22 protein-coding genes and 2 pseudogenes are annotated in these 25134 nt (G+C 36.0%); 14 read left to right on the top strand and 10 right to left on the bottom strand.

Translation table 11 applies throughout. The features are described 5' to 3' along the window. Nucleotides 1–51 precede the first annotated feature (51 nt). The 3 genes from WN948_RS00595 to WN948_RS00585 form a co-directional block, all read right to left on the bottom strand. A complete protein-coding gene (locus WN948_RS00595) occupies nt 52–339 on the bottom strand; it encodes a ferritin family protein (RefSeq protein ID WP_342305028.1) in 288 nt (95 codons plus the stop codon). Nucleotides 340–443: 104 nt separating this feature from the next. Then, the gene (locus tag WN948_RS00590; protein WP_342305027.1) at nt 444–932 is read right to left on the bottom strand and encodes an isoprenylcysteine carboxylmethyltransferase family protein; all 489 of its coding nucleotides are present in this window, start codon (nt 930–932) and stop codon (nt 444–446) included. Between the two features lie 276 nt (nt 933–1208). Then, the gene (locus WN948_RS00585; RefSeq protein ID WP_342305025.1) at nt 1209–2309 is read right to left on the bottom strand and encodes an ATP-binding protein; all 1101 of its coding nucleotides are present in this window, start codon (nt 2307–2309) and stop codon (nt 1209–1211) included. Nucleotides 2310–2352: 43 nt separating this feature from the next. Here WN948_RS00585 and WN948_RS00580 point away from each other — a divergent pair, with 43 nt between their 5' ends. Together WN948_RS00580 and WN948_RS00575 are read left to right on the top strand one after the other, a co-directional pair. Next, complete coding sequence (locus WN948_RS00580; RefSeq protein WP_342305023.1) at nt 2353–2574, top strand: hypothetical protein; 222 nt, start codon at nt 2353–2355, stop codon at nt 2572–2574. Nucleotides 2575–3247: 673 nt separating this feature from the next. Then, nucleotides 3248–4702 carry an IS66 family transposase gene (locus WN948_RS00575; protein ID WP_342306507.1) on the top strand — a complete coding sequence of 485 codons (1455 nt, stop codon included), beginning with the start codon at nt 3248–3250 and terminating at the stop codon, nt 4700–4702. 289 nt (nt 4703–4991) lie between these two features. Here the strand turns inward: WN948_RS00575 and cas1 are convergent, their stop codons facing one another. After that, nucleotides 4992–5588, bottom strand: coding sequence for a CRISPR-associated endonuclease Cas1 (gene cas1 / locus WN948_RS00570; protein ID WP_342305022.1), 597 nt, complete (start codon nt 5586–5588; stop codon nt 4992–4994). Nucleotides 5589–5936: 348 nt separating this feature from the next. Between cas1 and WN948_RS00565 the strand changes: the two genes are divergently transcribed. After that, nucleotides 5937–6128 (top strand): TRAM domain-containing protein, encoded by a 192-nt coding sequence (locus WN948_RS00565; protein ID WP_342306506.1) that lies wholly within the window; start codon nt 5937–5939, stop codon nt 6126–6128. Nucleotides 6129–6404: 276 nt separating this feature from the next. Here WN948_RS00565 and WN948_RS00560 read toward each other — a convergent pair whose 3' ends face one another. Further along, entirely contained in the window at nt 6405–7175 is a 771-nt protein-coding gene (locus WN948_RS00560) for a DUF1638 domain-containing protein (RefSeq protein WP_342305021.1), read from the bottom strand. A 351-nt stretch (nt 7176–7526) separates the two neighbouring features. Beyond that, a complete protein-coding gene (locus WN948_RS00555) occupies nt 7527–8105 on the bottom strand; it encodes a TetR/AcrR family transcriptional regulator (RefSeq protein WP_342305020.1) in 579 nt (192 codons plus the stop codon). Between the two features lie 457 nt (nt 8106–8562). On the opposite strand from WN948_RS00555, the gene hcp reads away from it, so the two are divergent. Next, nucleotides 8563–10182 carry a hydroxylamine reductase gene (gene hcp, locus WN948_RS00550; RefSeq protein ID WP_342305019.1) on the top strand — a complete coding sequence of 540 codons (1620 nt, stop codon included), beginning with the start codon at nt 8563–8565 and terminating at the stop codon, nt 10180–10182. A gap of 149 nt (nt 10183–10331) precedes the next feature. On the opposite strand, the gene WN948_RS00545 is transcribed toward hcp, so the two are convergent. Continuing rightward, entirely contained in the window at nt 10332–11117 is a 786-nt protein-coding gene (locus WN948_RS00545; protein ID WP_342305018.1) for a winged helix-turn-helix domain-containing protein, read from the bottom strand. Between the two features lie 230 nt (nt 11118–11347). Here WN948_RS00545 and WN948_RS00540 point away from each other — a divergent pair, with 230 nt between their 5' ends. Next, on the top strand, nt 11348–11755 hold the full coding sequence (locus tag WN948_RS00540) for a VOC family protein (protein WP_342305017.1): 408 nt from the start codon (nt 11348–11350) through the stop codon (nt 11753–11755). A gap of 58 nt (nt 11756–11813) precedes the next feature. Here the strand turns inward: WN948_RS00540 and WN948_RS00535 are convergent, their stop codons facing one another. Beyond that, complete coding sequence (locus WN948_RS00535; RefSeq protein WP_342305016.1) at nt 11814–13664, bottom strand: AMP-binding protein; 1851 nt, start codon at nt 13662–13664, stop codon at nt 11814–11816. Nucleotides 13665–13972: 308 nt separating this feature from the next. Between WN948_RS00535 and WN948_RS00530 the strand changes: the two genes are divergently transcribed. The 7 genes and pseudogenes from WN948_RS00530 to WN948_RS00500 all read left to right on the top strand — a co-directional run bounded on the left by WN948_RS00530 (nt 13973) and on the right by WN948_RS00500 (nt 20359). Continuing rightward, nucleotides 13973–14962: an NAD(P)-dependent alcohol dehydrogenase gene (locus WN948_RS00530; RefSeq protein WP_342305015.1), complete on the top strand. Its 990-nt coding sequence runs from the start codon at nt 13973–13975 to the stop codon at nt 14960–14962. Nucleotides 14963–14982: 20 nt separating this feature from the next. Continuing rightward, entirely contained in the window at nt 14983–15681 is a 699-nt protein-coding gene (locus tag WN948_RS00525) for a DUF4386 domain-containing protein (protein ID WP_342305014.1), read from the top strand. Between the two features lie 490 nt (nt 15682–16171). Next, nucleotides 16172–16894, top strand: a complete 723-nt coding sequence (locus tag WN948_RS00520; RefSeq protein WP_342305013.1) for a DUF4386 domain-containing protein — start codon at nt 16172–16174, stop codon at nt 16892–16894. Between the two features lie 56 nt (nt 16895–16950). Next, nucleotides 16951–17960, top strand: a pseudogene (locus WN948_RS00515) (IS630 family transposase). A gap of 53 nt (nt 17961–18013) precedes the next feature. Next, the gene (locus tag WN948_RS00510; protein ID WP_342305012.1) at nt 18014–18742 is read left to right on the top strand and encodes a DUF4386 domain-containing protein; all 729 of its coding nucleotides are present in this window, start codon (nt 18014–18016) and stop codon (nt 18740–18742) included. Between the two features lie 34 nt (nt 18743–18776). Further along, nucleotides 18777–19754 carry an NAD(P)-dependent alcohol dehydrogenase gene (locus WN948_RS00505; protein WP_342305011.1) on the top strand — a complete coding sequence of 326 codons (978 nt, stop codon included), beginning with the start codon at nt 18777–18779 and terminating at the stop codon, nt 19752–19754. A gap of 19 nt (nt 19755–19773) precedes the next feature. Next, nucleotides 19774–20359: pseudogene (locus WN948_RS00500) on the top strand (DUF4386 domain-containing protein). A 280-nt stretch (nt 20360–20639) separates the two neighbouring features. On the opposite strand, the gene WN948_RS00495 reads toward WN948_RS00500, so the two are convergent. Next, nucleotides 20640–21584, bottom strand: a complete 945-nt coding sequence (locus WN948_RS00495; protein ID WP_342304534.1) for an IS5 family transposase — start codon at nt 21582–21584, stop codon at nt 20640–20642. An 85-nt stretch (nt 21585–21669) separates the two neighbouring features. On the opposite strand from WN948_RS00495, the gene WN948_RS00490 reads away from it, so the two are divergent. Beyond that, a complete protein-coding gene (locus tag WN948_RS00490) occupies nt 21670–22053 on the top strand; it encodes a hypothetical protein (protein ID WP_342305010.1) in 384 nt (127 codons plus the stop codon). A 49-nt stretch (nt 22054–22102) separates the two neighbouring features. Here WN948_RS00490 and WN948_RS00485 read toward each other — a convergent pair whose 3' ends face one another. After that, complete coding sequence (locus WN948_RS00485) at nt 22103–23245, bottom strand: SEC-C domain-containing protein (protein ID WP_342305009.1); 1143 nt, start codon at nt 23243–23245, stop codon at nt 22103–22105. A gap of 574 nt (nt 23246–23819) precedes the next feature. Here WN948_RS00485 and WN948_RS00480 point away from each other — a divergent pair. After that, nucleotides 23820–25118, top strand: coding sequence for a competence protein CoiA family protein (locus WN948_RS00480; RefSeq protein ID WP_342305008.1), 1299 nt, complete (start codon nt 23820–23822; stop codon nt 25116–25118). Nucleotides 25119–25134: the final 16 nt, after the last annotated feature.

Raw genomic sequence — 25134 nt, 5'->3', positions numbered from 1 at the left:
TCGTTTGAGTAGAACTTCATTACAAAAATAAAAAAATGAAGAAAAATATATTTAGCCTTCTTCAAGGCTTGCTATATCTTTTTCTGTGCTGAAAAGGTATTCTTTAAGTTCTTTGGCGAAATTCTCATCATTCTGTCTGAGCCATTCTATAAGCATGGCTGCATGTTCTTTCTCTTCATTTGCATTGTGGATCAAGATCTTCTTCAGGTTCTCATCGGTGCAGGCATCTGCTCTCTGGTTGTACCAGTCTACAGCTTCCAGCTCTTCTCTTAGAGAATCGATTGCTCTTTTAAGATTTAAAGTCTTTTCAGACAGTTTAGTACTTTCTTCATGAATCATGTCTATCGTCTGTTAATAAGACATAAACAGTATATATTTTTTGGCAAAAAATGTGTTATCGAAAGCTACTTTTGATTGTCTGGAAAGTGGATATTGAAAGCATATCATAACTTTCTGCTGCTTTTCTTATACCCTTTCAAGCGTGGAATAATCCTGTGAACCTCTTTCTGATACTCTCGGAATTCATCACCAAACTGTGCCACCAGCCTACTTTCCCAGTGCATGGATCCCATAACCAGATATATGGTTGTCAGAAGGTACATGATGAGCAGATTGACGGTCATAAAAGGAGTAAGCACCATTATCACCAGTCCGGAGAAAAGGAAAGGATCCCTTATCCATCGGTAAACACCCCGGATATCCAGAGGGGCTGCATCAGGGGTATTTGGTGTGGATAACTGCCCACGTAGCCTGAATCTTTGGGGTGCATCCCGCAAAGCCCTTGGACCAACAATAGCAGCTATCACCTGTCCACCTACCATGAACCACCGCCAGGGAGAAGGGACGATGTATAAGAACGGGCCTGGGTTCTTATAGAGCAGATAGACAAGTGGTATTAGAGTTATCACTGCGATAAGATTGTATACCGGCATATACAAATCGTCTGCTTTGGACCCTAAGGCTCCTCTGATGAAACGTTTAACTGGCAAGCTCGCCAAAAGGCTATGAATAGCTGCAAATCCTACAAGGCATAGAACAAGGATCACTATGGATAAAACCAATTTTAACAATCTCCTTTTCTTTATTTGGAGAAAGTTGTATTTAGGGTTTTTGTGTTAGAAGAGGACATCGGGTCTTTGAAAGTATCTGTACTAATATCTAAAAGTGTGATTTTAATAATTACCTTACTAACTTGCTTAATATTACTATTATTCGACTGGTATTTCAAAAACAAAGGTGGATCCTTTGCCAAGTTCACTCTCAACCCAAACTGTTCCTTTGTGCATTTCTACCAACTTCTTTACAATAGCCAGACCAAGCCCTGTTCCTTCATATATCCTATTATTTGCTGTATCAAGCTGGCCAAAAACTGTAAACAACTTGCTCTGATCCTCTTTAGATATACCCATTCCTGTATCAATTATTTCAAACCGGATTTTTTTATCAATTGATTTAATGTTCAAAGTTACTTTGCCACCGTCTTGAGTAAATTTTATAGCATTATTAACAAAATTGTATAATATCTGTTTAAGCTTGACCTTATCAGCTTTGATTGTTTTTGTATCACAATCATTATTCTGCAGCAGCTCAATTTTCTTTGTAAGTGCAAGAGGAGAACATGACATTAAGACTTCATCAACAACCTCATCAATTGATGCATTATCATCAAATAGTTCCATTTTTCCAGTTTCGATCTTAGAGATATCAAGTATATCGTTTATGACGTTGAGAAGATGCTTACCACTGTTAGATACATTACTCACATACTTACTTTGTTTTTCATTGAGACTTCCAATCCTGTTCTCAAGAAGGATATCTGAAAAACCAATTATCGAATTGAGAGGTGTCCGTAGCTCATGACTCATATTGGCCAGAAAAGCACTTTTGGCAATATTAGCCATCTCTGCCTTAGCTACCATATAATTAGCTTTATTAATAGCTTCAAGCAACTCTTCCTCTGCATTCTTACGTTCAGTGATATTATTTATGACCACCATTTTTCCTATTGTACTCCCATAGTGATCATAAAGTGGAAGAAATGTGATACTGAACCAGAACATAGAATCTGCAATCTTCTCCTTAATTTCAATTACACTTCTTCTGCTTGAATCGTTTTCTCTTTTTAAAAGATTACACCATGGCTCTGGTAATTCCGATATGTGTGCTCCTACATTTTTTGTTTTTATGTATTGATTTTTCATAGCAGAACTGTTATAGTCCACTACTCTCTGTTCATTATCGAAAACTATGACACTATCAAGGAGATTGTCAAAAAGCAGACCCCGTGCCAAAGGAACAAGGTTAAACAACTTATATCGCGTAAACCCTACATATATAATGATTGCACTCAGCGTGAGGGAAAAAGGAGCAGGGTCAATACCCCAGGGAGCCATTCCTAATAGATGGATCAAAAGGGTTAAAAAGGGTATTGAAGACCCGATTATAACAATAATAATCTGTTTGCGGAAAAAGGGCAGGGTTCCTTGCAGCATACCAAAAAGAAAACTTAAGCTAATAATGATACAAAGAATAGTATATGAAAAGTGTACCCAGTACCATATACCAGGTTCATAAGCAAATACAGGGAACAGACCATCATTATTTATATAAAAGCTCTTATGGAACAAACTATGATATTCATTAGTAAATACAAGCAAAAGAGTTACAAGCGGAATACTTAGGAACACAGCTACTAAAGGTTTCGATAAACGGTCTTTTTTACCACTATAGGTTATTGCAAAAAGCATGAAGAATAAAGGAATTATAGCAATTCCTATATATTCCAGTTTATAAAAGAGTAAAAATGTGTCGATTTCAGTAGCCGATATTTCCAGTGCATAAAAAAATGAATAAAAAGCTATGGAAATCAGAAGAAATGCACAATATTTTGCACCTGGGGTAGCCTTGTATTTTTCAATATAATACAAAAGAATGCAGACAATAAAACACGAAATGAACAAAGGAATTGAATAAATATTGAAATACATCCTGTCTCCTAATTTACTAATGTATTGATCCTTTTGTTAATTGCAGTCCTGTTTTGTAGTGGAATTATAGTTGAGTACCCAATATTAAGAACAGTTAAGTATACTATGAATCTGTAACATGGTCCGGAATTTGTTATATATTACGTAACTATTCAGCCTGACTGTTTTAATGATGCAAAAAACAATATACTATGGCTTCATTCTATGTGTTAAAAAATATTCAGTAAAATATCATAAAAAACGTCTATCAATCTGAGGGGATTTGTATAGACCGCGAAGAAATACTTGCAGTTTATGAAGCTGGTCCAGAAGCAGTAGTAGAACTTGTAACTCGATTACTTGGGATAATTGAACATCAATCTCTCCAAATTGCACAACTTGAAGAGCGTGTCAGGCATTTGGAAGAAATGCTTGAAAAGAATAGTCGCAACAGTAGCAAACCACCTTCTACTGATTCTTATGCACGGAATAAACCAACCCTTAAAAGTCAAAGAAAAAAGACCAATAAGCATGTAGGTGGTCAAAACGGTCATCCTGGTACTACATTAAGAATAAATGATGATCCGGATGAAGTTATTGTTCATCCTGTTAATCAATGCGTCAATTGTGGGAGATCGTTAGCTTCTGTTCCCTCTGACTATGAAAGAAGACAGGTCTTTGACATTCCTCCTATAACTATCAATTGCATTGAACATCGTTGCGAGATTAAAACATGTCCCAAATGTTCTCATGTAAACAAAGCTCTTTTTCCAGATGGTGTAACTCAGCCGACTCAATACGGTCATCGAGTTAAGTCATTTGCAGTTTATTTGCACACTTACCAATTACTTCCTTATCAGCGTGTTACCAAGTTGTTCTCTGATATTTTGGGATGCAAGATAAGTCCTGCTACTTTGGTGAACACGGAACGTAGTTGTTTTGAGAAGCTTGGAGCTTTTGAAAATACAGTGAAACATCTCCTGAAAGAATCTCCTGTCATCAATCTGGATGAAACAGGAATGAGAATAAATGCAGTTCGTAATTGGCTTCATGTGGCAGGTACAGACAAACTGACCTATTATTTTGCACATCGCAAAAGGGGCTCAGAAGCAATGGATGCTATGGGCATATTACCAGGTTACACTGGTGTTGCAACACATGATTTTTGGAAACCGTACAACAAATATGAATGTCAACATTCATTATGTAATGCACATTTATTACGAGAGTTAACTGGAGCTTCCGAAAACAGTGATCAACAGTGGACAAAGATAATGAGTGATCTCTTGATATGCATTAAACATCATGTTGATAATGATCTTTTAGATACTGAGCTAATTCAAAGGTTCAGTGAGGATTATGATCACATAACTTGTTTAGGAGTGAATGAAAATCCTCCTGATCCGGAATCAAATGTGCGGTCTAAAAAACGAGGACGTAAGAAGCAGACCACGGTAAAGAATTTGCTGGATAGGTTTATTGGCCATAAAGAGGATATCTTGCGATTTATGTACGACCAAAACGTTCCGTTTGATAACAATCAGGCTGAAAGAGATATCAGAATGACGAAAGTACAGCAGAAGATATCAGGTACTTTCCGCAGTAAACAGGGTGCAAAAAATTTCTGCCGTATAAGAGGATACGTGTCTACTGTTAATAAGAATTCTGAATCTGTTATCGATGCAATTAGTGCAATATTTTATGGCAATTCATTTGTTCCAAAGTTGCAGAATTGATCGTGGATGAAGAAATCAGCTTGGTGGAAGTGAGCTAGGCTGAATAGTTACATATAAATTATCATTTTAGTATAGCTAAAATGGTAGGCTTCTGTAATTACTTCATGGTAAAGTAGAAATATCCCACCAAGTACAAATAAAATACCAATGGTGAATGAATGTTTTTGCAATATTTTCACTATCTTTTGCACATTATTTTGTTGCATTCTAGCCACCTTGTTCAATAAAAACGTTTAAAATTAATCAAATCTTTGATGTGTTTATACAACATATAATTTTATTCAATTTGTCAACATCCTCCCCACATCTCTAATCTTTCCCTAACGTGAGAGTTTAAGGTAAATTGCTTATCCGCTTCAGCATTTTTCTTCATGTAGTGGAGTGTACCTTTTGAGAATCCCATCTTCTTCCAGTCTGAGTAAGAAATACTTAGTATCTTCTGTCTAATCTCTTCTGAATCATGCCTCTCAACACTATAAACAGGCTTACTGAAATCAAGAGTCTTTCTCTTGCCAACAAGATACTGATCAAGCTCCCTAGTCTTCAATAACAGAGCATAACTCCACATAACAGATTGTTTTTTGTAAGCTACCTTCTTATTCATCCAGTTATTGAACTCCTCAGTAACCTTCTTAGCTCCTGAAGGCTTCAACCTGAGTGAATAGCTCTCAGTCCTGATAAAGTCCTTATCATCCATCTTCTTAGACTCAATAAGACTGATAACCGTAAGATCAACAAGGAATCTAAAAGGCTCTTGCAGATCATAAGCTAAACTGTTCTTACCTGATGCCATCTCATGCAAAAAGCCTACATGAACATCCATACCAACAGCATTGATGGCTCTTAAGCATTCAGCCTCAAGCAGAGCATAACCATAATTGAGCATGACATTAACCTTGTCTCCTGCTTCTGTTGCTCTCTTATACTAATCTCCCCTAACACAAAAATCATAATCTTCAGGTATAGTCCCTTAGTCAACTCATTCCAGTACTTCCAATCAACACCAATTTCAACACACATTATATATTTCATTCAAAATATTTAGGCACCAGAGGACAGCTTTATATAGTATCCTTGGTATACTAAGTGTGCTTTTAGAGGTTTAAACTGGTTTGCTAATTATAGGTTCAGATAGTATTTGTTTACTCAAATTTACTGTTTTTCCATATTTTAACCAAATTATGTATTACTTTTTAAGCTAATCAATAAGGACGTGAAATATTTGTTTAATAAAATGCAGTCAGATGCTCCGGTAGAAGCTGGGGAAACTTATGATGTGACAATTGAAGATATCGCAAGAGAAGGCGACGGTATCGCAAGAGTCAGCGGATTTGTAGTATTTGTCCCTGAAACAAAGGTCGGCGACGAAGTAACAATCAAAGTAACAAAAGTAATGAGCAAGTTCGCATTTGGCGAAGTTGCTTAATCTTAAGTTACTAACTAATTGAGCATCTAATCGGAAGACCAATTTTTTGGTTTTCCTTTTATTTCTCTATAATACCTATATAATCATTGGTTTTATTCTGAACAAGAATTTTAAGGCCGATAACTATCTTTTCTGATATTTTAATGCTATTAAGCTATTTGCTTTCTTTCTAATTCCAATGCTATTTTTAGCATTAACGTGCCCTTTTGTATTTCTTAGAGCGTATGCTACATCATCTGAAAAGAATACGCTTGTTAAAACAGGCATAATTATCTTTTACATACTTTTGTTCTTTATTTCATCCTTTATTGAGAAATAGCATTTCTCGAATATTTCCTGATTACCACTGATCTCAAAAGTACTATACCCAAACAAATTGGCATATTCTTCAATTTTTGTATCTATATCCTTTACATATGTCAGTCCTGTATTGACCTTTGCAACCCTTGAATACCCTGCCAGATCATTGACCATTTTTGCCATCTGGAACGCTTTTTCAGGGTCAGGATCATATTTATCAAAGTTTAGAAGTTCTTTCCATGAACTGGCATACATAGGAGTGAAGAAGAAAGCAGGTTCTTTACTGTGTGTTTTAAGCAGTTTTAGATAGTTAGCTCCACCGCCTACTGTTGCCCCGATGCAGTCATCCACGATCCTTTCACTGTCTCTGAGTATTCGGACAATACAGCCATCTTTTTCCAGGCAGAAATCCTCCTCTACCTTACCCAAAACATTACCACAAAGACCATAAAAAAGGAGTATCCCATCGGAGAATGGTATCATTTTTCTAATACTCTGGTAGACCTCAGATTTAAGTATTTTTGGTACTGCATGAAGTCCAAGTTCCAGAATATTAACTATAACAATTGATTCACATTCATCCATTTCCCCAAGAATAGATGGTATCTTTTCCAAAGGTATAATGTCATAAGAGACATGCTGTTCATTAAGTTTTTCTGTAAATTCAGAAATATTCTCGTTAGGTACGATTATGATCTTATTAATTTCGTGATCATTGGTAAAAAGCCAGACAATTTCATCCTGCATTATTTTACATGAAATAATACTCATAACGGGCATTACAAATTTCCTCCAATTTTCTTTATTTAACTAGTTTCCATTTTTTATGGAAAAAATAACGTAACTATTCAGCCTGATAAAAACGCTATCAATAACAATCTTGACAAAAAGTTGAAACGTAAATTTCATTAGGATCATTTATTTTGATTGTTGCTATTGATTGCTTTTTTGATTGTTAGATTGTTAGTGAGCAGACATCTCTATTTCGATGAAATCAGTACCAATAGGCAAATCGTGCCAGGCTGAATAGTTACAAAATAACGTAATATTTACAACCATTCTACCTGCATGTAGGTAGACACTGGCTGGATAAAAAAATCAATCCCTCCATCCAAGACCGTATTTGATCGAGGAAATCGATCTTACAAGTGTTTTCCTACCTTTAATGCTGGATAGCAGTCTGGCTCCCATCAATGTTACAAATACATCTTCAGCCTGTGCTTCTGCAGAGTCTGAAAAATTGAATTCCCCTTTTTCCAGGCCGGTTCTTAGAACATTGGTGATCCAGTCAAGTATATCGTCCATTAGCAACTTATTTTGCTTTTTAACTTCCTCTGGAAGTTCTTCAAAATCTATGATCACTGAGCCAGGGGGACAGATTGTTTTACCTTCCTCAAACTCCTGTAATGCATAATCAAAATAATATTGAAGTTGCTCACGCGCAGACCCTCCGGCTTCTACCATTTGTGCAATGGACATAGCTAAGTTCTTTCTTCTCTCTTCAAGCAAGGCAGCAACCAGATCTTCTTTTTTTGGGTAGTAATGATGGATCGAAGCATTTTTTATTCCCAGTTTCTGAGAAATATCCCTATAGCTGAATCCATTATAACCCCTGCATTGCAAAAAGTGCTTTGCATAATGGAGTATTTGTTGATTGGTAGGGTTCATATCTGTCATATAGATCCACATGTTTCTTTTTTCTTATAAATACTTGAATAATGCTCATATAATAAATACCTACCTGCATATAGGTAGACAATTGTTAAAATGGAGGTAACTATTCAGCCTGATAAAAACACTATCAATAGCAATCTTGACAAAAAGTTGAGACCTACATTTTATTAGGATCATTAATTTTGATTGTTGCCATTGATTGCTTTTTTGATTCTTAGGTTGTTAGTGAGCAAACATCTCCGTTTTGATTAAATCAGTATCAATAGGCTAATTGTGGTAGGCTGAATAGTTACAAATGGAGATAAATAAAAACTCAGATTAAGGAGAAGGAATCTGAAAGGCACTTGCAGATAGTAAGCCAAAACATTCTTACCTGTTGTTATCTCATGCAAAAACCCACTGATAATTGAGAGTAAATAGATATACCTCCGCATCATACCTACAAAATGAAGGTGACAATATGTTCTGCTACCAGTGTGAAGAAACAATGAACGGGGAAGGCTGCACAAAAAGCGGCATGTGCGGTAAAAAAGGGGAAGTTGCAGATCTTCAGGATGATCTCATCTATGTGCTTAAAAGTGTTGCATTCTACAACCAGAAAGCAAGAAAAGCAAGTATTTCTGAAGAGAGCACTGATGATTTTATGCTCGATGCACTGTTTGCAACCATAACGAATACTGATTTCAGAGTGACCGGAATTCAGGATCGCATTGACAAGGGATTCAGGATTCAAAGTGAGATCAAGCAGAAACTTCTGGATAACAATGCACTTGATGAGAACGATCTGCCTGAGATAGCAACTGTGAGCCCGGAAAACCTCAAGGATAGGGATACCGGCATACTTGCAACAGAGAACGAAGATATCAGGTCATTAAGAGAACTGTTGATCTTTGGTATCAAAGGAATTGCAGCATATGGACACCATGCCATGATGCTTGGAAATATCAACAAAAAAGTTAATTCATTTATAGAAGAAGGCCTTGTGGCAACCACGAATGACAGCCTGACTGATAAGAACCTGATCTCATTGGTCCTGAAATGTGGGGAAAAAGGTTTCGATGTAATGGCAGACCTTGATAAGGTAAATACCGCAACATTTGGAAACCCGGAACCTACCGAGGTCAATATTGGAACAAGAGACAATCCAGGAATCCTTATAAGTGGACATGATCTAAATGACATGAAACAGCTTCTCGATCAGACAGAAGGGACAGGTGTAGATATCTATACTCACGGTGAGATGCTGCCTGCAAATTCATATCCGGTATTTAAGAAGTACGAACATCTGGTAGGCAACTACGGTGGTTCATGGTGGCGGCAGAAGCAGGAATTCGAGAGTTTCAACGGACCAATATTACTGACGAGCAATTGTATCCTCCCTCCAAAGAAGAGCTATATTGACAGATTATATACTACAGGTTCCGTCGGTTATGATGATGTCACACACATCGTAGCTGAGGACGGGAAGAAAGATTTCTCAGCCATTATTGAGAAGGCAAAGACCTGTGAACCCCCGGTACAACTGGAAGAAGGTAGCATCATGGGAGGCTTTGCTTACAATTCCGTACTATCTAATGCAGACAAGATCGTTGATGCTGTCAAAGCCGGTAAGATAAAGAAGTTCATTGTCATGGCAGGCTGTGACGGACGCCATAAGGACAGGCAGTATTACACGGATTTCGCAGAGGCATTGCCTAAAGATACTGTCATACTTACCGCCGGATGTGCAAAATATCGCTACAATAAACTCAACCTTGGAGAGATTGATGGAATTCCAAGAGTACTGGATGCTGGACAGTGCAATGATTCATTTTCACTGGTTGTTATTGCACAGGGACTTATGGCAAGACTTGGATTCACGGATGTTAATGAAGCCCCTATCTCTTACAATATCGCATGGTACGAACAAAAGGCAATTCTTGTGTTGCTTACCCTCCTGAGACTTGAAATACAGGATATTACGCTTGGTCCAACGCTGCCAGCATTTATTTCACCCAATGTTCTCAATGTACTGGTGGAGAAGTTCAACATAACACCGAGCACCACCGTAGAAGAGGACATGGAGAGGCTCTTAAAGTAAACTTTAAAAATGGAGATAAGGGAATTTGAATAGACTTTTCAAGTCAAAAGTGTCGAATTCCCAACAATCACTCTTCTAATCGCTGTGACATTGGATTGGCATTTATGTTTCAGCGTCAAGAGGACTAAAACTAAAAAAGTAAATGACAATCAGATTTCAGTTATAGGGATTGACTTCTTCATGTAATGTTTAAAGAGGTCTTTTCCCCACTCAAGCGAATCTGGATTTGAACATAGAACATAGCTACTATCAACCTCTCCGTTATTTTTAAGAGGGCGTAGGAAGAGATGATAGTCATTATACACCATAGCTAAAAAATTCATTTTTACAGAGCAGACATAAAAGTGGAACAATTTATTTTTTAGAAGATTTTCAAAATTTTCAATGTGCTGTTTTTTAAATTTATCAAATACTTCTGGAGTTGTAACAAAGTATACATTTGCATTATTCTGCATCAAGCCTGAGAAGAACTCCGGAAAATTTGGATGATAAAACGTACAAAGCGTACGGTGAGAATTCGACATGAAGGATGATTTCATAACTGTTTTATTAAGGTCGTATAGATCTGCATTAGAAGTTTTTATAATCTCACATTTTTGCAGTTCACTAATTCTTTTCAAGAGATGGACTGGGATAAAATCAAGATTATGGGTCCCCCAATAATCAACATCCAAATCCAAAATTTCGAGAGTGTTTAAAAGGGGAGCTGCATCATCGATTAATATTTTTCCTATACTTGTCAATTCGTAAGTATCTTCATAATGAGAAACAAGAAAGTGTTTTTCAAGTATCTTTATTTGAGGAAGTAATGCTTGTCTGGTGGTGCATAAGGTTTTGAGAATATCTTCCATTTCCTTTGCTCCATCTTTTAGCAATAGGAGAACTCTTTTTCTCTTCTCTGACATTAGCATAATATCAAGCAACGTTTTCTTCACTCATACCACCTTTATTAAATAATAACAGAGTGTTTAAAAATTTTTATATGACGTATATTGTACAAAACGCTGCAACTATATATATTTTTGTTGATTTATTATAGTTTTAGAGTTAATAGTTTGGAGGTAGTGTTTACTAAAAACCAAATCAAGAAACCGTTTCTACATTTTCAATCAACAGATTCTTTCTTAGAGAATAACTTATAATCTTTGAATTATAAGCTAATATTATGATTACTCAACTTTTCGTAAATTTGCCTGTGAAAGATCTCAAAAGATCAATTGAGTTCTTTACTGAACTTGGTTTTGAATTTGATCCACGGTTATCTGATGAGAACGGTACCTGTATGATCGTGAACAAAGATAGTTTTGTAATGTTACTAACTGAAAGTCTTTTCCAGTTATTTACTGCAAAACATAGATGTGATTCCAAAAAGTGTTCACAGATGGCGATATCCCTATCTGCTGAAAGCAGGGAAAAAGTGGATGAAATAGTAAACAAAGCCATAAAAGTTGGTGGTCTGGAAGCAGCAGAACCACAGAATAATGAATGGATGTATGGACGTAGTTTTGAAGATCCTGACGGACATGTTTGGGCAATATTCCACATGACTGAAAGTTCTGCTAGCAATGATTAACCGGAACTCAGATAGAGTTCATTTAATTTATTATCTCGTCAGCAAAATTTAGTATCATTTACTGAAGCTTTCCGGAGTTCATATCCCGAAGTTCTTTTCGTTTGATCTTACCTCCGATAGTTTTTGGCAGTTCATTCACGAAATCAACAGAACGTGGATATTTGTACGGTGCTGTTGTTTGCTTCACATGGTTTTGAAGTTCTTTTATTAGTTTATCCGAAGGTTCAAATCCTTCGTTCAGTACTACAAAAGCCTTGACTATCATACCCCTGATATTGTCAGGAGAACCAATGACAGCAGATTCCTGAACAGCTGGGTGTTCAAGTAGTGCACTCTCAACCTCAAAAGGACCGATACGGTATCCTGAACTCTTGATGACATCATCATCACGACCGACAAACCAGAAGTAACCCTCATCATCCGTATATGCCTTATCGCCGGTGTAATAGAACCCTTTCTGGAATGACTTTTCGTTTTCTTCATCGTTATTAATGTATTTCACAAGAAGACCCATAGGCCGTGGATCAAGTGATATCGCGATTCTTCCTTCTTCAAAATTACTGACCTGTTTGCCGGATTCATCATGCAGTTCAATATTCCATCCGGGAGATGGTTTGCCCATTGAACCTGGCTTGTTCTCTAAACAGGCAAAAGATGCAATTGCACAACAAGTTTCTGTTTGGCCGTAGCCTTCATAGATGTTAAGACCAGTTCCTTCCTTCCACACTTTGATAACTTCAGGATTTAGCGGTTCACCTGCACTACAACAGTGACGGAGTTGAGTAAGGTCGAATTTGCTCAGGTCTGCAAGTATGAGCATTCTGTAAATGGTGGGTGGACAACAGAAGGTTGTAACTTCATACTTCTCGATAAGTGGAAGAAGCTCAGTTGCCTTGAATTTACCTCTAATATCATACACAAAAATACATGAACCAGTGATCCATTGCCCGAATATTTTACCCCATGCACATTTTGCCCAACCGGTGTCTGAGAAAGTGAAATGCAGGTCATTCTCAGTAAGATCCTGCCAAAGTTCTGCAGTAACCCTGTGACCCAAAGGGTATGCGTGGTTGTGAAGCGCCATCTTGGCTTTACCTGTAGTTCCTGATGTAAAGTATATTAACATTGGATCGGTGGAACTGGTAAGTACGGGTATGGATACTGAGTGATGTGACACAGGTGCAGGATATAGGAGCTCATACTGGAAACTGATCCAATTTTCGTCTTCCCCGTCAATAAGCATGCATTCGTTAAGAGTAGGACACTCTGCTCGTATCTCATCGATCTTAGGTGCATTTTCCATGTCAGTAACTATCATTTTGAATTTGCCTGCGTTGATCCTGTACTGAAGATCATTTGCTGTTAGGAGTGTCGGACACGGGCATACAACAGCACCAAGTTTCGTCAATGCAATTACAAATATCCACCATTCAGGCACACGGTGAAGCATCAGAATTACTCTATCTCCTTTGTTAATCCCGTATTTGAGAAGAATATTTGCTGCCTGGTTGGAGAGTTTCATCATATCTCGAAATGTATACTTTTTCTCTTCACCCAATTGATTGACGTAAATCATTGCAAGTTTATTACGGTCTTCCTTTGCCCAGGCATCAACGATGTCATATCCGAAATTAAAATATTCTGGAATTTCATTGTTCCATTCTTCTCTGGTCTTGCTGTAGTCACACATATTGCGTGGAATTTCTTTAATGCTCAATGTACCAACGTTCTTTGTAAAACAATTCTCATCTGTCTGTTCCAGTTGAGCACGTGGAATTCTCCATAGCCTGCCAACCTTTAAGCCATCCATGGTTCCTTCCTGAAGCCACGTATGAATCGTTTTTGTTTCGACTCTAAGCTGTCTGGCCACTTCATGTGGCGTGAGATAGTGTTGTTTCTCTGTTGTCATTAAACATTTCGAAGTATTCAAAGTATTTTAATGCTTTTTTTTTAATTTGTCCATGATTTTGATTATTTAAACTAACAGGATGATATGCTGGATTTACTTACAATTGGAATGTGCAGGTACAAAGTTTGCTATAATTTTGTTTAAGGGTCGTACAAGACCATACATGGATATTGTACCATTCAAAAATAAGGAATTTCTGACTACATGGCTTATTGTTAAAGGATTCCATCCATCTGTAATTGTTTTCAGGTCAACCAGAAATGATATTAACAAGATAAAATAAGCACATTATAAGGAAGGATACCAAAATGAAAGCGATCGTATGGACAAAATACGGACCACCGGATGTTCTTCAACTTAGAGAAATAGAAAAACCTATTCCCGGAGACAATGAAGTACTGATAAGAATATATGCAACAACAGTAACATCAGGGGACGTTAAAGTACGAAGTTTCAAAAAAATCCCTGTTTTGCTCTGGCTTCCCTTCAGAATAACAACAGGTCTTATAAGACCAAAAAGAACAATACTTGGAAGCGATTTTGCCGGAGTGATCGAAGAAGTTGGAAAAGACGTAACACGGTTCAAAGTTGGGGAGCAGGTTTTTGGAATTGATGGCGATGATTGTGCCACCTATGCCGAGTATAAGTGTATCTCTGAAGAAGCTGCAATTTCAATAAAACCATCTATCATGTCCTATGAAGAGGCTGCAGCCATTCCTTTTGGTGCACATACTGCATTGTTTTTCCTTAGAGATAAGGGAAACATTCAAAGCGGACATAAAGTCCTCATTTATGGTGCTTCCGGAGCGGTAGGTACCGCAGCAGTGCAGCTTGCCAGATATTTTGGGGCAGAAGTTACCGGGGTATGCAGTACCACGAATATAGGATTGATAAAATCGCTCAGAGCTAATCATGTAATTGACTACACTAAAGATGATTTCACCAAAAATGATGAGCACTATGACATTATTTTTGATACGGTAACCAAAACTTCATTTTCACATTGCAAGAACTCGCTAAAGCAAAGTGGGGTCTATATTGCTACTTTTCCTACATTGTCAGTTATTTTTCAAATGCTATGGACTTCAGTGACAGGCAACAAAAAAGTAATCCATGCAGTAGCAGACGAGCGCAAAGAAGATCTGATTTTTCTGAAAGAGCTTATTGAAGCGGGAAAGTTAAAACCGGTCATAGATAGAAGTTATCCGCTGGAACGAATTGCTGAGGCTCATAGCTATGTCGAAAAAGGACACAAAAAAGGAAATGTCGTCATAAAAATAACTCATGATCAAGTTTGATAGGGAAGGGAGAAACTGAAATGACAAACCTTGGCGTAGATATATCACAACGCAAAGCTGCAATGGTCGCAGGATTCGGGCTTCTGGTAATGACCATATTCGCTCTATTCTCTCTTGTTTTTGCTCTCCCTAGCCTTGTTGTACCAGGAGATGCCACAGGAACGGCAAACAATATCATGGCTAATGAGGGGTTGTTTCGTATGGCCATTTGTAGCTTTCTTATCGTGGTCATTCTTGATGTGCTGGTAGCCTGGGCATTTTATATTGTGCTCAAACCGGTGAACAAGGGTCTTTCGCTACTTATGGCATGGTTTAGGTTGGTTTATGCCACAATCTTTGCATTTACTCTATTATTCCTTGTCATTCCTTTGCTGCTTTTAAGTGGTGCAGACTACCTAACAGTACTTACAACAGATCAGCTGCATACTTTTATAATGTTGTCCCTTGACGCATTCAGTGACGGATGGGCTGTAGGGCTTGTATTTTTTGGTCTTCATCTTACACTCCTTGGGTATTTGGTCTTCAGGTCAGAATACATCCCCCGCATTCTGGGAGTTCTTCTGATAGCTGCAGGTTTAAGTTATGTGATCGATAATTTTGGCAGATTTCTTGTTCCATACCTTGATCTACAGATAAGCACAGTTCTGGGTTGGGGTGAACTGTTATTCATGTTCTGGCTTTTATTAAGAGGGCACAGAATACCTGAAATTAGGTCCTAAAACAATAGTTACTTAATTAATTCGCAAAACACCTCCTTTTTGAATAAATATAGTAACTATTCAGCCTGATAAAAACACTATCAATAGCAATCTTGACAAAAAGTTGAGACCTACATTTTATTAGGATCATTAATTTTGATTGTTGCCATTGATTGCTTTTTTGATTCTTAGGTTGTTAGTGAGCAAACATCTCCGTTTTGATTAAATCAGTATCAATAGGCTAATTGTGGTAGGCTGAATAGTTACTAAATATAAACCATAAAAATAAAGGATAGGGCTTTATCTGCCAGCGCCAGCTAATCTGTTGTTCCATTGCCTGCAGCCTCTAGAACCATAGGTTGAAAGATAAAAAGCATTTTTTTTCAATTATTCAACAACTATTTTTTTTGAACATAAGCATCAGGATTAAATTTTGACCCATTACAATTCAGGAATATATATAAATAAGACCTGTAATCAACTTTAAATTGAGAGGAAAGGGTGGGTTTAAATGGTAAACCACATTGTCGATGATATATCACTACGTAAAGCTGCATTAATTGCCGGTTTTAGTTACCTGATTATTTTTGTACTTGGTATCGCAGCTAACTTTGTCGTTCTCATGAATCTTTTTGTACCGGAAGACGCTGCAACAACTGTAAACAATATTCTGACTAATGAAGGGCAATTTCGTTTAGGTATTTTAGGCTTTATAATCATGGTTATTTTTGATGTGGTGGTGGCCTGGGCACTTTATATTTTACTCAAACCGGTAAACAACAGTCTTTCATTGCTTGCAGCATGGCTAAGACTTGTGAATGCAACTATTTTTGGAATTGCCTTATACAATCTTTTCAGTGTATTACAACTTTTAGGTAGTGCCAGTTACCTGGCTGCATTTGACACAGCTCAACTACAGGCACAGGTGATGATATTACTCAATGCATTTAACCAGACATGGCTGATCGGATTGATCTTTTTTGGTATTCATCTGTTTGTTCTTGGTTATTTAATTTTCAAGTCGGGTTATATTCCAAAAGTTATTGGCATCTTGTTGATAATTGCATCATTAGGTTATCTTGCTGATAGTTTTGCAAACTTCCTTTTACCCAACTATGCAAACTACGCAACAATATTTATGATAATAGTTATCGTTCCCGGAGTTATTGGAGAACTATCGTTTACCGTGTGGCTTCTATTGAAAGGAAGTAAAATACCAGAGGTCGGATCTTGAGATTGATTATAGTTATTAACTAAACATTTATTACTTAAGAGATACAACTATTTTTCATGGCTAAACCAGAACAAATTCTGATAGAGCATCATCTTTCATTAGAGGAATTGCTTAAACATATTAAGTCGTTAGAGAAAGATACAAGAGTTCTACAACGTTTGTATTTTGTTAAACACCGTTATGAAGGTGCTTCAGTTAATGAAGCGGCTAAACTTGTAGGGATATCAAAACCCGTTGCATATCAATGGCAAGAACGGTGGAATCAAGACGGATATAAAGGTTTGAAACCCAGGTTTTCAGGAGGTTGCCCTTCAAAACTCACTAATGACCAAAAAGAAAAACTAAAGACCATGTTACATGAGCGTGATGACTGGTCAACAAAAGCAGTTCAGGAACTCATATATAATGAGTTTAAAGTTCAATACACCATTAAGCAAATATTAGTCATCTTGAAAAAGTTTGGCATGCATCATGGCAAACCCTATACACATGATCATCGAAGACCAGAAGACGCAGAAGACCGTTTAAAAAAAACTTACCATTAATCGATGATGGTTGCGTTATCGGCTTTCTTGATGAATCATCTCCACAAACAACATCAAATACAGTTCGTTTATGGTCTTTCAATAAACCTGTTATCTTCAAAAACACAACCAGGCTAAAAGCAAACTCCTTCGGGTTTTATGCATTGAATGGTAATTCAGTTATAAATTTTAAGGAACATTCAACCAAAGAAGATGTATGTTCATTTCTGTCAACTGTAAAAAACAGTAACATAGGAAAAAGAATTGTAATCATTCTCGACAATTTTAGATCACATCGAGCAAAAGATACATTGGATTTTGCACAGGCAAATGACATCGAATTGGTCTATTTACCTCCATATTCGCCAGACTTGAATCCAATAGAATTCATCTGGAAGAGCGTCAAAAGAATAATTTCTTGTAATTTTGTGAAAGATCTTGACCATATGAAAAATCTGATTGCTGAGACGTTTATTAGTTGTTCATCAAAGATTAGTTTCGCAAGAAAATGGATTGATAAGTTTCTGAAAAATAAGTTATGAATATTAAGTGAACAACTATAATTACAGAATTTGACAATAAAAGAGATGAAAGAATGGATTCAAACAGAAAGACCGCAATAATTGTGGGATTATTGTTTATATTTGCGATTGTTATGCTTTTTATTGGAGAAGCTTTTTACAAACCTATTCTAGATTCTCCGGATTATCTGGATAATGCTTATCCAAACAAAATAGTTGTTATAATTGGAATACTGCTGGAGTTTACAGGTGTTCCTGCAGTAGTTCTCTTATCAGTATTCTTGTTTCCCATCTTAAAAAAACACAATGAAGCCTTAGCTCTGGGGTATGTCGTTTTCAGATTATTTGAGGCTGCCCTCTTAAGTGTTGCTTATATCAGTAAGCTGCTGCTGGTCAATTTAAGTCAGGATTATTTGAATAAAGGAGGGGTGGATGCTTCATATTTTCAATACATAGGTAGTTCGATACAGTCAGTTAATCATTGGGCCGGCACACAAGGACTGATCTATCATATCGTTTTTGCTTTAGGATCTTTGATTCTTTATTCTGTATTGTATAGATCAAATCTCGTTCCACGATTTATATCGGCTTGGGGTTTTATTGCTGCTATTGCTTTGTTAACTGGTTCCGTGCTGATTAATATTGGCATGTTTACTGGAATTTCAGAAATGGGATTGGAGCTTATTTTTGCCCTTCCGATCGCTGTGGCTGAAATCATGCTCTCAATATGGCTTATTGTTAAAGGTTTCAATCCATATGCAATTGATCAAGGGTCTGGAAAAACAGAAATAGAAACGATATAAAATAACTTTATGCAATAAAATTAGGAGAATGAATATGAAAGTGGTTGTATACGAAAAATACGGCCCTCCGGAAGTTCTTCAGTTTAAAGAAGTAGATAAACCGATTCCGGAGGATAAAGAGATTCTTATAAAGATACATGCGACAACAGTTAACAGAACAGACTGTGGTCTTCGAAAGGCTGATCCTTTTATTGCAAGATTTTTCACTGGCCTAATTAAACCAAAAAGAGCGATACTTGGGACGGAGTTTGCCGGGGAAATTGAAGCAACGGGTAACGACGTAAAAGAATTCATAGAAGGTGACCGGGTTTTTGGTCATAGCGGTGACAAATTTGGTACCCATGCTGAGTATATCTGCCTGAGCGAAGATGATCCGATAGCAATAAAGCCGGACAATATGACCTATGAAGAAGCTGCTTCGGTCTGTGATGGGGCAATACTTTCATTGAATTACCTTGGTAGAGCAAATATTCAAAGCGGACAAAAAGTTCTTATAAACGGTGCGTCCGGATCTATAGGTAGCGCAGCAGTGCAGCTTGCTAAGTATTATGGAGCAGAAGTTACTGCTGTATGCAGCACAACAAATACAGAAATGGTAAGCTCTCTGGGAGCGGACAGGATAATTGATTATACAAAAGAGGATTTTACCAGTGATGAACAAACATATGAAGTGGTTTTTGATGCAGTCGGCAAGAGCTCATTTTCACTCTGTAAGAACATCATAAAATCAGGAGGGATCTATTTTTCAACAGAACTGGGTTTCTTAGCTCAGAATCCCTTCTTAGAATTATGGACGTCAAAATTTGGCAGCAAAAAGGTTATGTTTCCGCTTCCAAAATACACGAAACAAGATGTTCTTTTTTTCAAGGAGCTTATTGAAGAGGAAAAGATAAAGGCGGTTATTGATAGATGTTATTCGTTGGAACAAATAGTTGAAGCTCACAGGTATGTTGAAAAAGGGCATAAAAAAGGAAATGTGGTCATAACTGTGGAACATAGTAACAATAGTTAACAAATTAGGGGGGCTTGAAATGACAAAACACATTGTTGAAACATCACCGCTTGTTTATGCCAGAGTTGCAGGTTTACTGTATCTAATGGTTTTTATATTCGGTATCTTCGCACAAATTATTGTCCGCCAGAGCCTGATCATACCGGGAAATGCTGCAACAACAGTTAATAATATCATGGCTTCTGAATCGCTGCTCCTATTGCAATGCTCTGAATATGCTTAATCACTTTGCTGTCCTGCTGCTATTAAACGGTACTGATCATTTAACAGTATTCGGAGCAGAACAATTGGATGCTCAGGTAATGTTATTTCTCAATTTACACGAAGCTGGTACTTTTATCGCCCAGATATTTTTGGCTCTCTGGTTACTTCCCCTTGGTTATTTAGTTTACAAGTCAGGATATATTCCCAGAATTCTGGGTGTCTTGTTTATAATCGGATGTTTTGGCTATCTGATAGAATGTGTTACATTCTTTTTTAATCTCAGCTTCGATGCGTCAATTATCGAGTTTGCAGGTATCGGGGAATTATTACTGCCCTTGTGGCTTTTGATTAAAGGTGTAAACATCGAACAATGGGAAAATCGTGCTCTTGAATCCGCCTGAATGTATCCACACCTGAAAGGTAGGAGCATCGTTTTTACGTCACTTCACGGGGATTAATTTCTCCGATATTCTCTAAGAAATGTAGATTATAGCTAGGATATCTAAGCAGGATGCAGCTGTCTGGTAGTACATGAGGTTTTGAAAATATCTTCTAGAGGATTTCGATATTCCCTCATTTTAGATCATTAAAGTATTCAAACTCAATTATATCCTCTCATTTTTTATCATTTTGTTTAATTTCTCTTCATTAATCCTTATTTTTAGTATAGCTCCCGCTATCCTAAATTACTCCTTTGGTTTTTAGTGTCCTCAATTGATGCAGATTAAAACAAAAAGCTGTCATCAACATTTTTGCATTCACTCTTTCTACAGTTGTAACAAGAACCTTTCTGGTTTTAAATATTTCTTTTGTCACTGCATACACTCTTTCGCAAGGGACTCTTTTCACACTTATTCTTTCATTTCTGAGGATATCCATTATTCCTAAAGGATGTCCTCTTACAGCTCGTTGCATTGTTGCTGCAAAACCTTTTGCTATTGCTCCAAAATATCCTTTATCTCTATACACCACTTCACCCTTTTCAGACAGATCAACCTGTGAATCGTGAAGTGATGCAGTTGTTGTCTCAAATCTTCTGATTAGTTCATAATCCTTATCAATAATTGTATGAAGTTTGTATCCAAAGTGAGATTTACCATTTTTCTTAGTCCAGGTTCCATCTTTGCTTCTTCTTGTTTTCGCATCTTTTCCTCTGAGTACATCTGCTTTTGCATGTCCTGGATCTGAGTGAATAAAAGTTGCATCCTGGATCATTCCTTTTTTAATCTTCAAACCAAGAGCATCAAGCTGATTCTGCATTTCATCCCACACCGCTTTTTCTTTACCATTGTCGATAATTCTCTTCCTGAATGACCAGACAGTTGTACTGTCTGGTACATATTCAGGAAATCCCAGGAATTTCCTAAAGGATATCCTGTCAATACACTGCTTTTCAAGCTCAGCATCAGAAAGACCATGCCATTGTTGCAGAACAAGCATCTTGAACATTACAATAACATCAGCTTCAGGCCGTCCGCCTGAAGCTGTTCTGTTTATGTACATTGACTCCAGAATAGGGCGAAAAGGCTTCCAATCTACTAAATATTCAATTTCAGCAAGCTTATCTCCGACAGATTGGAGACGCTTATATTCTTCATTTAAGGTAAAATCAGTAAAAGAATCCATAATAGTAAATTTGCTTTGCTATTATTTAAATTTTATTAAATTGTATGGGTATTGATGGTAGTTTATCGAAATCCTCTTATTAATTTTGGTTTCAACACTTGGTTGTGTAGAACAAGCCCCACAAGAACACATTGTTCAAGAAAGAACAATTGAAAGAACAACTTATACAACAAGCACTAGTACTTCAACGCAAAGTACATCAAATGAAATAGATTATACTTCTGATGGATATGTAAGTTCTCAGTCAAATACAATTGAAATAACAGGTAATAACATTCAAGAACAAATCAGGAATCAAGAGACTATTAATCTTGATTTGACTGGAAATTATATTGAAGTTGTTGTTGAAAGAGGTACTAGTGTTAATAAAATTGAAATGACAGGAAATTACATCACTGTTTACATACCAAATGATCAATATCCTTCGATTGAAAAGGTTGGCAATTATCTTAGTGTTGAATATTACTAAATATTCAACTTCTTTTAAGAATTGAATTTATCAACCCTTTTATAATAACTTAATTACGTCCGCAACAATGCTTATATTTTTTATTAGAACCACACCAACAACGATTGTTTTTACTCAAAAATCCACTTTCTAATTTTTCACGGATAATTTCAGTTTGAGTCTTCTTTCTCACTGGCTTTTCTGCATATTCAATTTCTCCCTGTAGATATGAGTAGTATTTCTCAATGTTTGAACTATATCCATTTAATAGTGTAATATCTGATTTAGGAAGATCACTTGTTTTTGAGAGTGTGCTATGTTCTAAAAAGTATCCTAAAAAATCAATTTCATCAAGTGAGCTGATTTCTTGATTTAGCTCTAAATTGTTTCTTTCTATCAAATATTTTATAAAGTCATCGGAATTTTCTAATAATTCTGTTATAATCATCAAATCATAAATGCTTACAGCAAATGGATAATGATTGCCAGATAATAATTTTGCATCCCATAATTTTACTGTATTGAGAGATGTTGATAAATCTTGGAAAGCTTCTAAAGTAATATTGACTAGAAATATATTACTATAATTTTCTTTTTTGAGTTTAAGAACTTCCTTTTTATTTTTATTATTACTGTCATAAAAAGATACTTCTTCTGAACTTGAAATATATTCTAATGCTCTTTTTGATTGATCAAAAGCTTCAGTGATATTTTTTTTGAAGTCACCTTTAGATATTGTTAAAATATCTTTTCTTCCTGCAATACTTCGCTTATTTTTTGCTTTAATTTCTACAAGAAGTAAACTATCCTCATAAGAAATAATCCCATCAATTTCAGGCCACTTCTCTTTTTCGTCCTCATAAAATGGATAGTAAAGACTCTTATGAATCGTAGCATTTGGAAGAACGTTACTCAATAGTTCCAATGACTTTTGTTCAAAATATTTGCTTTTTATTTCGGTATATTTACTGAATTCTTTAGTCGAAAACAGCGATTCAATGATAGAGATAACATTTCTTATGAGATGTGGAGTTAAAAAACAATAGTAATCGCCATCTATAGATATTATTGGTTTAAAATCAATTTCACTTTTACCTAATGGTGAAGTCCAATTTTCATTGCACCCAAACGATAAAGATAAGAGATTCAGAATATTTTCGTTAATACTCTCATTCAAAGTTACCTTATAGTTTTCTTTGGAACCGATACTCATTATATCTTGACGATATTGTTCAATTTTTTCCTTGCCTAGATATTTTCTATACTCTTCGATTACACTGGCAATGTCGTCAGATTCTCGAAAATTACCATTGGCGAATCTTAAAAATTCCTCATGCCTTTCTTTAGATTTAATTGCTTTATCTTTGGTAACTATTCAGCCTGGCACGATTTGCCTATTGGTACTGATTTCATCGAAATAGAGATGTCTGCTCACTAACAATCTAACAATCAAAAAAGCAATCAATAGCAACAATCAAAATAAATGATCCTAATGAAATTTACGTTTCAACTTTTTGTCAAGATTGTTATTGATAGCGTTTTTATCAGGCTGAATAGTTACAACAAATTTATGATTTACATCTGCTTCATTTCTATAAGAGATGTTTTCAAAATGATCAAAAACTGTACCCATAATTCCCTCTTTTGTAAATAGCTTACAACATGAATCAAGATACTACCCATTCCTTATAAATCTAATTAAAATTTATTTAAAGATGGGAGTCAATATAAACAAGATTTTATCTGGTATTTAATCGGTTGAAATTTTAAAAAAGTGTAGGAAAATTATGGCAGTACAATTCGAGTTTGCTAAAACAAGTTCTGGAAAAATAGTGCATGTCAGCAATGCTACTAAAGATGATACATTTACTTGTGCAAACCCTAATTGTAACGGTGAGATGATTCTGAGAAAAGGGAAAATTAGACGCCCTCATTTTGCTCACAAACATGTCGATTTTGACCACGGTGGCGAAACTCCTCTGCATTATAACACAAAAATTCTATTATACGATTTTTTCCAGACATGTTTATTACATGAAACTCCAGCATCTGTTCAGTTTGAATGTTCATGTTCAGAAGTACATTTTATTAATTTATTAGATGATGTCAACAGTATCCAAATGGAAAAACATGTAGCAGAGAATTATAGACCTGATCTATCTCTTTTTAATAATGATGAACTAAAAATAATTGTTGAAATTATTGTAACCCATGATTTAGAAAATGAAGCAATTACATTTTTAAAGAATGCTAAAATACCTTTTTTGAAAGTCCGAACAAATGCAAAATTATATTCTGAATTATTGAAGAATTATATCTCAAATGAACATGCTTTGTTGAAGCTATCAGATGACGTCAAAATCAAGGGGCTTTTGACACTTAATTATTGCAAAAATAATATACCTGTAACTTATTACCCTGATCTCAAAAATATATTCCCTTGTTTTGGTTATAAATCCATTAGCAGGATTTGCGAACTAGATGAATATAAGTATACAGACGAATTCCTTTATGAATGTGACTATCCTGATGATAGTTTATATGAAGAAGATTTCAGAGCAAAAATTGGTGGAGAATCAATACCTTGTGATTCTTGTATTTATTTCTCAGAAAGAATTAGTTCCAATGTAATTTTATGTAAAAACCCACTCGCAAAAAAGAATGTTTTTTGTGAATGGGATAATTTTATTACACCAACTGTTTTCAGATTAGATAAGTATTACAAATCAGGAAAAAGACATCGTAGCGAAACTGATTATCAAAAATCCCTAAAACAACTTCAAAAATACTCTAAAACGATGGAGTACTTTGAATATGAGATAATTCCTCAATGGCTTGATGGAGAATGTGGTGCTAGATACATGAAAGTTTACAAAAATGGAGAATGGGTAGCTCCAAGTAAACTTGAAATGATGATGAAAGAAGAATTTTTTTATTGTGGCAAACATGAAGGAAGAAATTTAGAATACGTCTATAAACATGATAAAGACTATTTGTATTGGATTCTACTAAAAAGACCAACAGGTGCATATTTTGGTCATATTATCGATGTGCTTCTCCTAATGAGGAATGAAGGTTTGATTTGACCAAATATAATTAGGT

Origin of the sequence: Methanolobus sp. ZRKC5 (genome assembly GCF_038446525.1) — an archaeon.
Lineage (GTDB): Archaea > Halobacteriota > Methanosarcinia > Methanosarcinales > Methanosarcinaceae > Methanolobus.
Note: the sequence above shows the minus strand (reverse complement) of the source record. Positions and strands in the feature narration are given on the sequence as shown.

What these genes read in the sequence shown, in the direction of transcription:
- WN948_RS00495 (WP_342304534.1), bottom strand. Translation starts at nt 21,584, where the DNA reads ATGGATTCTTTTACTGATTTTACCTTAAATGAAGAATATAAGCGTCTC.
- WN948_RS00505 (WP_342305011.1), top strand. Translation starts at nt 18,777, where the DNA reads ATGAAAGTGGTTGTATACGAAAAATACGGCCCTCCGGAAGTTCTTCAG.
- WN948_RS00525 (WP_342305014.1), top strand. Translation starts at nt 14,983, where the DNA reads ATGACAAACCTTGGCGTAGATATATCACAACGCAAAGCTGCAATGGTC.
- WN948_RS00535 (WP_342305016.1), bottom strand. Translation starts at nt 13,664, where the DNA reads ATGACAACAGAGAAACAACACTATCTCACGCCACATGAAGTGGCCAGA.
- hcp (WP_342305019.1), top strand. Translation starts at nt 8,563, where the DNA reads ATGTTCTGCTACCAGTGTGAAGAAACAATGAACGGGGAAGGCTGCACA.
- WN948_RS00595 (WP_342305028.1), bottom strand. Translation starts at nt 339, where the DNA reads ATGATTCATGAAGAAAGTACTAAACTGTCTGAAAAGACTTTAAATCTT.
- WN948_RS00480 (WP_342305008.1), top strand. Translation starts at nt 23,820, where the DNA reads ATGGCAGTACAATTCGAGTTTGCTAAAACAAGTTCTGGAAAAATAGTG.
- WN948_RS00520 (WP_342305013.1), top strand. Translation starts at nt 16,172, where the DNA reads ATGGTAAACCACATTGTCGATGATATATCACTACGTAAAGCTGCATTA.
- WN948_RS00555 (WP_342305020.1), bottom strand. Translation starts at nt 8,105, where the DNA reads ATGACAGATATGAACCCTACCAATCAACAAATACTCCATTATGCAAAG.
- cas1 (WP_342305022.1), bottom strand. Translation starts at nt 5,588, where the DNA reads ATGCTCAATTATGGTTATGCTCTGCTTGAGGCTGAATGCTTAAGAGCC.
- WN948_RS00485 (WP_342305009.1), bottom strand. Translation starts at nt 23,245, where the DNA reads ATGAGTATCGGTTCCAAAGAAAACTATAAGGTAACTTTGAATGAGAGT.
- WN948_RS00510 (WP_342305012.1), top strand. Translation starts at nt 18,014, where the DNA reads ATGGATTCAAACAGAAAGACCGCAATAATTGTGGGATTATTGTTTATA.
- WN948_RS00565 (WP_342306506.1), top strand. Translation starts at nt 5,937, where the DNA reads ATGCAGTCAGATGCTCCGGTAGAAGCTGGGGAAACTTATGATGTGACA.
- WN948_RS00590 (WP_342305027.1), bottom strand. Translation starts at nt 932, where the DNA reads ATGCCGGTATACAATCTTATCGCAGTGATAACTCTAATACCACTTGTC.
- WN948_RS00540 (WP_342305017.1), top strand. Translation starts at nt 11,348, where the DNA reads ATGATTACTCAACTTTTCGTAAATTTGCCTGTGAAAGATCTCAAAAGA.
- WN948_RS00560 (WP_342305021.1), bottom strand. Translation starts at nt 7,175, where the DNA reads ATGCAGGATGAAATTGTCTGGCTTTTTACCAATGATCACGAAATTAAT.
- WN948_RS00530 (WP_342305015.1), top strand. Translation starts at nt 13,973, where the DNA reads ATGAAAGCGATCGTATGGACAAAATACGGACCACCGGATGTTCTTCAA.